The organism is Paeniglutamicibacter quisquiliarum, assembly GCF_019084045.1.
GTDB classification, from domain to species: Bacteria; Actinomycetota; Actinomycetes; order Actinomycetales; family Micrococcaceae; genus Paeniglutamicibacter; species Paeniglutamicibacter quisquiliarum.
Window position 1 is genome coordinate 234,869 of sequence record NZ_JAHRED010000008.1, and the last position, 10,394, is coordinate 245,262.

The following is a 10,394-nucleotide window of genomic DNA, read 5'->3' on the forward strand; positions in this document are numbered from 1 at the left end:
CTCACGGCACCCGGGTTCGGGTGCACCCTCATGCCTAGGTAATGTCCGGGAAGTCGGCTTCGGTTGCATCAAGGTCGGGAATTCCGTTTCCCGGCCAGTTGACGGTGGAAAAACGGTCCACCGATTCGTTGTCGGGGGCAAGCCGCACCATGGCGTCGAAGCGTTCGCCGGCCAGGATCCGCCCCAGCCACAGCGCCGAATCGTCCCACATCCGCTCCAACGGCAGGTTCGCCACCGGATGCCATTCCGGGGCAAGTTCGGCCGAGGGCAGGGCAAGGCCGGTGAAAGCCGAAGTGAGGTAGATCGTGCAGTCCATGTCAGCGTCGGGGTTCGCGGGGAAGCGGAAGTAGACCCGGGCTGCGGGCAGCAGCGACGAGGCGTCGGCGACCAGCGAGGTTTCCTCGAGGAGTTCGCGCACCGCGGCGGCCTCGGGACTCTCCCCCGGCTCGATCTTTCCGCCCGGGGCAACGACCCGGCCGGCACCGAACCCGCGTTGTTTCAGCCCCAGCAGCACCCGGGTGCCGTCGGTTCCACTCACCACCGGCAGGCACAACACGACCCTGGTGGGGGTTTTGGCGGACGCTTGGGGCATGGCGGGGAACCTTCCCTAGTTGTTGGCCCGCGGGTGGGCGGCCGCGTAGATCTCTCGCAGGGTGTCAGCGGTGACCAGCGTGTAGACCTGCGTGGTGGTCACCGAGGCGTGGCCCAGCAGCTCCTGGACCACGCGCACGTCGGCGCCGCCCTCGAGCAGGTGGGTGGCGAAGGAATGGCGCAGGGTGTGCGGGGAGACGTCCTGTTCAATGCCCGCGCGCTCGGCGGCCTTGGTGAGCACCGACCAGGCGGACTGGCGCGAGAGCCGCCCGCCGCGCTGGTTCAGGAAGAGGGCCGCGGTGCCCTTGCCCTTGGCCACCAGTTCGGGCCGCCCGCGGACCAGGTAGGCGTTCAGCGCATCGATGGCGTAGGACCCCAGCGGCACGATGCGTTCCTTGGAGCCCTTGCCGAAGAGCCGAACCACCGCCGGCCCGCTGGCGGGGCGTTCCAGGTGCAGGTCGTCGACGTCCAGGCCCACGGCCTCCGAAATGCGGGCACCGGTGGAATAGAGGAATTCGAGGATGGCCTTGTCGCGCAGGCCGGCGGAGGTCTCGATGGAGACCGAGTCCAGGATCGCGGTGACCTGTTCGACGCTGATCGCCTTGGGCAGCCGGCGCCCGGGGGCCGGCGGATGAAGGTCGACGGCGGGGTTCGTGGGTGCCAGGCCCTCCAGTTCCCAGAACTTGTGCACCCCGCGCACCGCGACGATGGTGCGGGCGGCAGACCGGGCGCTGAGCGGGGCGGCGCCGTCCGCCCCGTCGCGCACCGCCTGGGCAAAGGAAGTCAGGTGCCCGAGGTTGACCTGGGCGGGCTCGTGCACGTCCCTGGTGTGCAGGTAGGACACGTATCGGTACAGGTCCCGGCGGTAGGCGCTGACGGTGTTCTTGGCCATGCCGCGTTCCACGGCCAGGTGCTGCAGGTAGGTCGCCAGGTGCTTGCCCATGGGCAGGGTCGCCGGGTCGGGCGCGACGACAGCCGGCGCGACGGCGGCCGGGGCCGGGGCCGGGGCGATGGGTGTCAGCCGGATCGTGGCCGGGACCGAACCGACCTCGGCAAGCCCGATGGTGGCCGGCTCGAACGTGTCCGGGGACATGGCGCCCCTCCCCTAGAGCCTTGGCTCGTGGGAGCGCAGCCGGGGATGGGCCTCGAACGGGGTGTCGACCGGGCGCAGCGAGGCGTAGCCGTCGGCGCGGGCCGCGACGGCGGCCAGCAGTCCGGCAACCGCGGAGGGGTTGTGGATCCGCCCGCCCAGGACGCCGGCGACGGCCTCGTCCAGGGGAACCCAGGCCAGGGTCATGTCGGCTTCCTCGTCCGTGCGCTCATGGAGCTCGTGGTCGGGGACCGGGTGCGCATGGCGGGCCAGGTAGATGCGGATCGCCTCCGAGGAGGATCCCGGGGACAGGAACAGGTCCACCAGGACCGCCCAGTCCTCGGCGACGAGGTCCGCTTCCTCGGCGAGTTCGCGTGCGGCGGCGAGGTGCGGCGGCTCCCCCTCAATGTCCATGAGCCCGGCGGGGATTTCCCACAGGTTCATGCGCACGGGGTGGCGGTACTGGTTGATCATCAGCACCTCGTCGGCCTCGTTGAGCACGAGCACCGCCACGGCACCGGGGTGGTCGATGTAGTCCCGCACCAGCGGGGCCGCGCCGGGCGCAAATTCAAAGGTGTCCTGCACTACGTCCCAGATGCGCCCGTCGTATACGGTCTCGGACTTAAGCAGGCGGCGAGGGCTGAACGAATCGCCCAGCGCCTCGCCGTCTGTCGTTGCCATGGTGCTACTTGCCGGCCTTCTGGTGTGCCAACCCGGCCTTGACCAGCCCTGCAAAGAGCGGGTGCGGGCGGGTGGGACGGCTGGAGAGCTCCGGGTGGGCCTGCGTGGAGACGTAGTACGGGTGCACGTCCTTGGGCAGTTCCACGAACTCGACCAGCTTGCCGTCCGGCGAGGTGCCGGAGAAGACCAAGCCGGCCTCCGCGATCTGCGCACGGTAGGCGTTGTTGACCTCGTAGCGGTGGCGGTGGCGCTCGGCGACGGCGGTCTTGCCGTAGGTCTCGGCGATGACCGAGCCCTCGGTGAGGGTCGCGTCGTAGAGTCCCAGGCGCATGGTGCCGCCCAGGTCGCCCTTGCCGTCGACGATGTCCAGCTGCTCTTCCATCGTGGCGATGACCGGGTGCTTGGAGTTCGGCTCGAATTCGGTCGACGAGGCGTCGGCCAGTCCCACGACATTGCGTGCGTACTCGATGACCATCGACTGCAGGCCCAGGCACAGGCCCAGGGTCGGCAGTCCGGTTTCGCGGGCGAACTTCAGTGCGCCGAGCTTGCCCTCGAGCCCGCGGATGCCGAAGCCCCCGGGAACACAGATCGCGTCGACCCCGGCCAGGGCCTTCTTGGCGCCTTCGGTGGTGGAGCAGTCGTCGGAGGGAACCCAGCGGATCTGGACCTTGGCCTTGTTGGCGAAGCCGCCGGCGCGCAGCGCCTCGGTGACCGAGAGGTAGGCGTCGGGCAGGTCGATGTACTTGCCGACCAGCGCAATTTCCAGGTGGTGCCTGGGGTTGTGGACTGCGTCAAGCAGCTTGTTCCACTTGGACCAGTTCACGTCCTTGAACTTCATGCCCAGGTGCTGGACGATGTACGCGTCCAGGCCCTGTGCGTGCAGCACGACGGGGATGTCGTAGATGCTCGGGGCGTCGGCGCAGTTGATCACTGCTTCCGGATCGACGTCGCAGGTGCGGCCGATCTTCACGCGCATCTCGTCCGGGATATCCCGGTCGGAGCGGATCACCAGGGCGTCGGGCTGGATGCCGATGGAGCGCAGCGCCGCCACGGAGTGCTGGGTCGGCTTGGTCTTCAGTTCCTGGCTGGGGCCGATGTACGGCACCAGGGAGACGTGGACGAAGAAGACGTTGCCGCGGCCGATGTCCTGGCGGACCTGGCGGGCCGACTCGAGGAACGGCTGGGACTCGATGTCGCCAACGGTGCCGCCGATTTCGGTGATGATCACGTCCGGGGCCTTCTTGCCCTTGCCCGGCTCGGTGGCCGGCAGGCGCATGCGGCGCTTGATTTCGTCGGTGATGTGCGGGATGACCTGCACGGTGTCGCCGAGGTAGTCGCCGCGGCGTTCCTTCTCGATGACCTCGGAGTAGACCTGTCCGGTGGTCACATTGGCCATGCCGGTGAGGTTTTCGTCCAGGAAGCGCTCGTAGTGCCCGATGTCGAGATCGGTTTCGGCGCCGTCATCGGTGACAAAGACTTCACCGTGCTGGAAGGGGTTCATTGTGCCCGGATCCACATTGAGATACGGGTCTAGCTTCTGCATGGTGACGGAGAGCCCACGTGCCCGCAGAAGGTGACCGAGGCTGGAAGCCGTCAATCCCTTTCCGAGGGAAGAGGCCACGCCACCAGTGACGAAGATATGCTTTGTCGTTTCAGACGACCGGGAATCACGAGAAAGATTACGTTGCACCACGGGGTTCTACCCTATCACCTTTTCGTTGTTGGACGGTTGGGAAAGACTCTACAGGCTCGCTCGATCCGACAGGCGGAATCCGGGGTTCAGGAAAGCGAACTCACAAGCAGTTGCGCCTCGCCGAGAAGCTCCTCGGCATGCGCCTGCGCCGTGGACGAATCCTCCTGGCCGGCCAGCATCCGCGCCAATTCGCGCACCCGCTCGGCCTCGTCCAGGAGCACCACGTCGCTGGCGGTGAATCCCGCGCCGTCGGCGGCCAACGCGTTCGACGACTTGATGACCCGCACATGCCGGTCGGCATAGGCCGCCACCTGCGGCAGGTGGGTGACAACTATCACCTGGACGTGCTTGGCCAGCATGGCCAGGCGCTTGCCGATCTCGACGGCCGCCTTGCCGCCGACGCCGGCGTCCACCTCGTCGAAGACGAAGGTCGGGACGGGGTCGACGGCCGCCAGCACCACCTCGATGGCCAGCATCACCCTGGAGAGCTCGCCACCCGAGGCCCCCTTGCCCAGGGGACGCGGGGAGGAACCCGCGTGTGGCTGGAGCAGCATGGTGATGGCGTCAATGCCGAAGCGGTTGGGGTCGGCCAGCTTTTCGAGTTCGAGAACGAACTTCGCATCCGGCATGGCCAGGGCGGCCAGCTCGGCCGTCACGCGGGCGGCCAGGTCCTTGGCGGCCTTGGCGCGCAGCTTCGAGAGCTTCGCCGCCAGCTCGGCGACCTCAAGGCGCAGCGCCTCGGTTTCGGCGCGCAGCGCCTCGATGCGGCCGTCGTCGCCCTGGATCTCGGCCAGCCGCTTGCGCGCGGTGTCGGCCCAGGCGATCACCTCGTCGATGTCGGGTGCGTACTTGCGGATCAGCCGGTTGAGGTCGGCCCGGCGCTCCTCGAGCGCCGCGAGCCGTTCGGGTCCCTCGGCGTCCAGGTCGGAGAGGTAGCCGGCCAGGTCGGTCGACACCTCGGCGGCGAGGATGCCGATCTCGCCGAGCCGCTCGGCCAGGGACTTGATGTCCGCGTCATCGGCGGCCACCTGTTCCAGGGCGTGCCTGGCGATTTCCACCAGCGAGATGACGCTGGGCGCCTCGTAGTCCTCGGTGTTCAGGGACTCGTGGGCGAGGTTCGCGTTGGAACGCAGCGCCTCGATGTTTGAAAGCTTCAACGACTGGTTCTTCAGCTCGGCGTCTTCGGCCGGCTGCGGGTCGACGGCGTCGATTTCCTCCAGTGCCGCCTGCAGGGACTCGGCCTCGCGGATGCGTTCGCGGGATGCGGCCGCGAGTTCCTCCAGCTCGGCGGAGGCGCTGCCCCACTTGTCGAAGGTCTCCTGGTAGGTGGACAGCAACTTGGCCAGCGGGGCGCCGGCAAACTTGTCCAGCGAGGCGCGTTGCGCAGCTGCCCCCTTGAGCCGCAGCTGGTCGGTTTGCCCGTGGATCGCGATCAGGTCCTCGCCCAACTCGACCAGCACGCCCACCGGGGCGGCCCTCCCGCCAACGGAGGCACGGCTGCGTCCCTCGGCCGACAAGGTGCGGGTGATGATCAGCTCGGCCTGGTCATCGAAGCGTTCGACCAGCGCCCCGGCCTCCTCGGCACGGTCCAGGACCTTGCTGGTCGCCGGCAGCACGAGCGTGGCGTCGGCCACCGCCTGCTTGGCGCCGTGGCGCACGGCCCCGGCATCGGCGCGGCGCCCAAGCAGCAGCCCGAGCGCGGTGATGACCATGGTCTTGCCGGCACCGGTTTCACCGGTGACCACGCTGAAGCCCGGGCCCAGCGGCAGGGTCGCCTGGGAGATGACACCCAGGTCGCTGATGCGTATTTCCTGTATCACAGTTGCCTCCGATGATCCTTGTCCCCGAGGGTTTCCGGTTCGGGCTTGGGCGCGTGGTGGCGCGGCTCGATGACCTGCACCGCCGGGGTGATGACCGGCAGGGCGGTCGTGGCCGTCTCGCGTTCCCCGGGTTCAACGGGTCCGCGCCAGCCTTGGATGGGTAGTTCAAACTTGTTGACCAGTCGTTCGGAGAACGGCGTCTGGTTCACCCGTGCCAGGCGCACCGGCTTGGTGGAGCGGGTGACTTCGACGCGGGCCCCCGGCGGCAGTTCGATGGTGCGCCGGCCGTCGCACCAGAGCACCGCTCCGGCATCGGTGCGGGTCAGGATCTCGATTGCCAGCAGCGAGGTCGGGGCGACGACCAAGGGCTTGGCAAAAAGCGCGTGGGCGCTGATGGGGACCATGACCAGGGCCTCGACCTCGGGCCAGACGACCGGCCCGCCGGCGGAGAACGCATAGGCAGTGGAGCCGGTGGGGGTCGCCATGACGACGCCGTCGCAGCCGAAGGTGCTCAGCGGGCGGCCGTCGACCTCCATCACCACCTCGATCATGCGTTCGCGGTTGGCCTTTTCGACCGCCGCCTCGTTCAGCGCCCAGGTGTGGGCGATCCGGCGGTTGTCCAGCCAGACCTGCACGTCGATGGTCATGCGTTCCTCGACGGTGTAGCGGCGCTCAACGACCCATTGGACGGTTTCCTTCAGGGCCGTGCGTTCGCTTTCGGCCAGGAACCCCACGTGCCCCAGGTTCACCCCGAGCAGCGGCACCCCGGCGTTGCGCACAAGTTCGGCGGCTCGCAGCACGCTGCCGTCCCCGCCAAGCACCACGCCCAGGTCGATGTTCTTGAGGCTGGTGTCTTCGTCGAGGATCTCGACCTCGATGTCCTCGCCCTCCGGGGTGTTGCGCACTGCCTGCATTTCCAGGCGGCGCATCACCGGGATGAGTCCGGCATCCCGCAGCCGGGAACAGGTGTCAACCGCTGCTGAAAGGGCATCGTTTCGTCCGGTGTGGGTGAGGACCAAAATCCTGCGCATGAGTTCCTTCCTCGGCGGACCGAAGGTTAGGACATCGGTTCAGATGCCACCAGTCTAAGAATAGTCAACGTCCGGCCAGGCGTCGGTCCCGACGCGGGGTTGTGGGGAAGCCTCCGGATTGTGTCCGGTGTCCTTGCCCAGCCACAGGAAGAATTCGACATTGCCGTCCTGGCCAGGCAGCGGACTGCGTGCCAGCCCCTTGACGCCCAGTCCTGCATCGTGTGCCGAGGCCATCACCACATCCACGGCCTTGCGCCGCTGGTCGGGGCTGTGCACCACCCCGGTGCGGGAGAGTTGTTCGCGGCCGATTTCGAATTGGGGCTTGACCATGAGCACCAGGTCGCCGTCCTGCTCGGTGGCGCCGGCCAGGGCGCCCATCACCAGGGTCAGCGAGATGAATGACAGGTCGGCCACGACCAGGGCCACCTCTCCCCCGATGTCTGCGGGGTCCAGGTAGCGCACGTTCATGCCCTCGTGGACGTGGACGCGGGCATCGGCGCGCAGTTCGGGGACGAGCTGCCCGTGCCCCACGTCGACGGCCTCGACGTGGTCCGCGCCGCGGCGCAGCAATACGTCGGTGAATCCGCCGGTGGACGCGCCGGCGTCAAGGCAGCGCTTTCCCGCGACCTCGATGAGGGAGAATGCGGCCAATGCGCCGGCAAGCTTGTGGCCGGCCCGGCTCACGAATTCCTCGCCCGCGGCGGCCTGGACGGTGATGGCCGAGGTTTCGGCAACGTTCTTGGCGGCCTTCGTGGCAATCATGCCGTCGACGCGCACGCGCTGGTCGGCGATCAGCCGGGCGGCGTCGGTGCGCGAACGGGCCAGGGACCGGGTGACCAGTTCCTGGTCGAGGCGGCTCATGCCTGCTCCAACGAGGTGGCATCCAGGTCGGCGGTCAACGAGGCCTGCAGGTCCTCGAAGATGGCCAGGTGTTCGGCAACGGGCGTCGAGGCCAGGGTTTCCAGTACCCCGAGGTCGGTGGTCGGCCGGCCGGATTCCGTGGATGCCGCCGGACGCGGCCCGGGCACAGGAGCGCCGGGGCCGTCGTTGTCAGGTGGTGTGTGGTTGTTGCTCATCATCACCCTCGAGCCTATGGCTTGCTACCGACGATTTGGGAAAAGCTGAGCTTCGGTTCCACGGCGTGTTCCTGTCGTGGGTGTGCGAGCCACCAGGCCGCGCATGCCGCACGCCAGGAATCCAGGTTCGCTTCGTCGCCATCGATGGTGATGGTTTCGCCGTTGACCGAGGCCAGGGCCGTGCCGCAGCGGATGCCGAATCCGGTGACCTCGATGACGGGGTAGGTCTCGTAGAGCCCGGAGAGGTCGGCAAGGATGAAGTCGGGGCGCTCGGCGGTGCGCGCGGCCAACGCCGTACGCACCGAATCCACGCCCGTGAGCACCAACGCGGTGCTGTAGCCGGCGTTGTTGCCGCCGAGGATGTCGGTGTCGAGCCGGTCGCCCACCACCAGCGGGCGGGTGGCCTGGAAGGTTTCCGCCGCGCGGCGGAAGAGCAGTGGCTCGGGCTTGCCGGCCACCAGTGGCTGTGCGTCTGTGGCGGCGGCGACGGCCTCAACCAGGGATCCGTTGCCCGGGGCGATGCCCTCGGCGCGCGGAATGGTCCGATCGGTGTTGGTGGCGACCCAGACGGCCCCACCGTGGATCGCGTAGGCTGCTTCGGCCAGGTCCCGCCAGCCAATCGAGGGGTCGAAACCCTGGATGACCCCTTGGGGCACATCCAGGTGGCTGGCTACGATTTCCATTCCGAAGGAACTGACGCAGTCGCGTAGGTAGGAGCTGCCCACCACCAGGACCTTGGAACCCTGGGGCAGTTTTTGGGCAAGGAGTTCGGCCCCCGCGTCCGCCGAGCCAAATACTTGCTCGGCAGACGCGGGAGCGCCCAGCTGAATCAGGTGCGCCGCAACGGCACCCGGCGATCGTGAGGCGTTGTTCGTGATGTACGCCAGGACGACCGAGTGGTCCTGCAATCGGTTCAAGGCATCGATGGCCTTGGGAATTGCACCGTTGCCGGCATAGACGACGCCGTCGAGATCGGCGAGCAGCGCGTCATAACCTGAGATCAGCATGGATGAATCGAGTTCCTACTTTTCGTCGTTTTCGTCCTGGTCGATGACCGGGGACGTTCCGTTGGTCTCGATGACGGCCGGGGCCTCTTCATCGAGTTCCGGGTTCGATTCCTCGGCCACTTCCTCCAGCGAGGAGGCATCGACAACGTCGACGGCGTCTTCGTCGGAGATTCCCTCTTCTACTGCATCTTCCGAGGATTCGTCGCTGTCTTCCGAGGAAGGTGTTTCCGAGTCGACGATGTCGCGGGCACGCGGGCGGCGCGCATCGGTTTCATCGTCTTCGCCGAGGTCGATGATGTCCGGTTCGGCGAACTCTCCGGTGCCAAGAGCTTCCTCGGCCACGGAGATCTGCTTGCGCCAGGTCGCTGCTTCTTCATTGCGGCCCAGGTTTTCCAGGGCATCGGCGTAGGCCGAGAAGAGACGCGGGCTGTAGCTGAACGCGCGGTTCAGGTCCAGCTGCGGGATCTCGAGTTCAGCCAAGGCTGCCTCGAGGTTGCCCAAGTCGTTCTGGGCACCGGAAGCGACCATGGCCATTTCGACCTTGCCATTGGTATCCAAGGTCTCGATGACCTCGCTGTGGGCAATTTCCAGGGCCTTTTCCGGACGACCGATTCCACGTTCGGAATCCGCGATCAAGGGCAGGTGCAGGTTGTTGCCGCTGATGCGGCGGTGGGTGCGGAATTCGCGCAGTGCTTCGGCGAACTCGCCGGCAGCGTATGCGGCGAGGCCGACGGCTTCGCGAACAACTGCAACGCGGCCGCCACGACGGGAAGCTGCGATGGTGTGCTCGTAGGCAAGCTGCGGATCGATATCGATCAAGCGGCCGGCCATGACCAGGTGCTTGGACACCCATTCGTTGTTGACGTCGTCAAGGTAACGCAGTTCCGCACGGGTGATGCGGTCCAGTTCCTTGCCAGTTACATCGTCATCAATTTCCGGTGAACGTCCGCGTTCCGGGCTGTTGGAGCTGCGAAGGTCGGCAGGGTTGTGAGTGCGACGGATCGCTTCGTCGCGCTGTGCCTCGAGGTCAGCGGTGCTGCTCTCGGCGCGGGGCTTGAATCCGCCGCGGTCTTCGCGGGGCTTGAAACCGCCACGATCTTCACGGGGCTTGAAGCCGCCTTCACGGCGATCGTCGCCGCCACGGAATCCACCACGGTCCTCGCGAGGCTTGAAGCCGCCGCGATCTTCACGAGGCTTGAAACCGCCACGATCCTCGCGGGGCTTGAAACCGCCACGGTCCTCGCGGGGCTTGAAACCGCCACGGTCCTCGCGGGGCTTGAAACCGCCTTCACGGCGATCGTCGCCGCCACGGAATCCGCCACGGTCCTCGCGGGGCTTGAAGCCGCCGCGATCTTCACGAGGCTTGAAACCGCCTTCACGGCGATCATCGCCGCCACGGTCCTCA

11 protein-coding genes are annotated in these 10,394 nt (G+C 67.3%); 1 reads left to right on the forward strand and 10 read right to left on the reverse strand.

Annotated elements, in window-relative coordinates:
* Nucleotides 1-34: 34 nt before the first annotated feature.
* The 10 genes from KRR55_RS15285 to KRR55_RS15330 form a co-directional block, all read right to left on the reverse strand.
* Nucleotides 35-592: an 8-oxo-dGTP diphosphatase gene (locus KRR55_RS15285; protein WP_217389968.1), complete on the reverse strand. Its 558-nt coding sequence runs from the start codon at nucleotides 590-592 to the stop codon at nucleotides 35-37.
* A gap of 15 nt (nucleotides 593-607) precedes the next feature.
* The gene (gene xerD, locus KRR55_RS15290; protein ID WP_217389997.1) at nucleotides 608-1,534 is read right to left on the reverse strand and encodes a site-specific tyrosine recombinase XerD; all 927 of its coding nucleotides are present in this window, start codon (nucleotides 1,532-1,534) and stop codon (nucleotides 608-610) included.
* 162 nt (nucleotides 1,535-1,696) lie between these two features.
* Nucleotides 1,697-2,362 carry an NUDIX domain-containing protein gene (locus tag KRR55_RS15295; RefSeq protein WP_217389969.1) on the reverse strand — a complete coding sequence of 222 codons (666 nt, stop codon included), beginning with the start codon at nucleotides 2,360-2,362 and terminating at the stop codon, nucleotides 1,697-1,699.
* Between the two features lie 4 nt (nucleotides 2,363-2,366).
* Nucleotides 2,367-4,055: a CTP synthase gene (locus KRR55_RS15300; protein ID WP_217389970.1), complete on the reverse strand. Its 1,689-nt coding sequence runs from the start codon at nucleotides 4,053-4,055 to the stop codon at nucleotides 2,367-2,369.
* An 86-nt stretch (nucleotides 4,056-4,141) separates the two neighbouring features.
* Nucleotides 4,142-5,875: a DNA repair protein RecN gene (gene recN / locus KRR55_RS15305; protein WP_217389971.1), complete on the reverse strand. Its 1,734-nt coding sequence runs from the start codon at nucleotides 5,873-5,875 to the stop codon at nucleotides 4,142-4,144.
* Nucleotides 5,872-6,906: an NAD kinase gene (locus tag KRR55_RS15310; protein WP_217389972.1), complete on the reverse strand. Its 1,035-nt coding sequence runs from the start codon at nucleotides 6,904-6,906 to the stop codon at nucleotides 5,872-5,874. The genes recN and KRR55_RS15310 overlap by 4 nt, the downstream gene beginning before the upstream one ends.
* Before the next feature lie 54 nt (nucleotides 6,907-6,960).
* Nucleotides 6,961-7,767: a TlyA family RNA methyltransferase gene (locus tag KRR55_RS15315; protein WP_217389973.1), complete on the reverse strand. Its 807-nt coding sequence runs from the start codon at nucleotides 7,765-7,767 to the stop codon at nucleotides 6,961-6,963.
* Nucleotides 7,764-7,982 carry a hypothetical protein gene (locus KRR55_RS15320; RefSeq protein ID WP_217389974.1) on the reverse strand — a complete coding sequence of 73 codons (219 nt, stop codon included), beginning with the start codon at nucleotides 7,980-7,982 and terminating at the stop codon, nucleotides 7,764-7,766. Before KRR55_RS15320 ends, KRR55_RS15315 begins: the two co-directional genes overlap by 4 nt.
* A gap of 14 nt (nucleotides 7,983-7,996) precedes the next feature.
* Complete coding sequence (locus tag KRR55_RS15325; protein ID WP_217389975.1) at nucleotides 7,997-8,989, reverse strand: HAD-IIA family hydrolase; 993 nt, start codon at nucleotides 8,987-8,989, stop codon at nucleotides 7,997-7,999.
* Nucleotides 8,990-9,004: 15 nt separating this feature from the next.
* Nucleotides 9,005-9,838, reverse strand: a complete 834-nt coding sequence (locus KRR55_RS15330) for a tetratricopeptide repeat protein (RefSeq protein WP_217389976.1) — start codon at nucleotides 9,836-9,838, stop codon at nucleotides 9,005-9,007.
* Nucleotides 9,839-9,976: 138 nt separating this feature from the next.
* On the opposite strand from KRR55_RS15330, the gene KRR55_RS15335 reads away from it, so the two are divergent.
* A partial coding sequence (locus KRR55_RS15335; protein ID WP_217389977.1) for a hypothetical protein occupies nucleotides 9,977-10,394 on the forward strand: 418 nt, incomplete at its 3' end.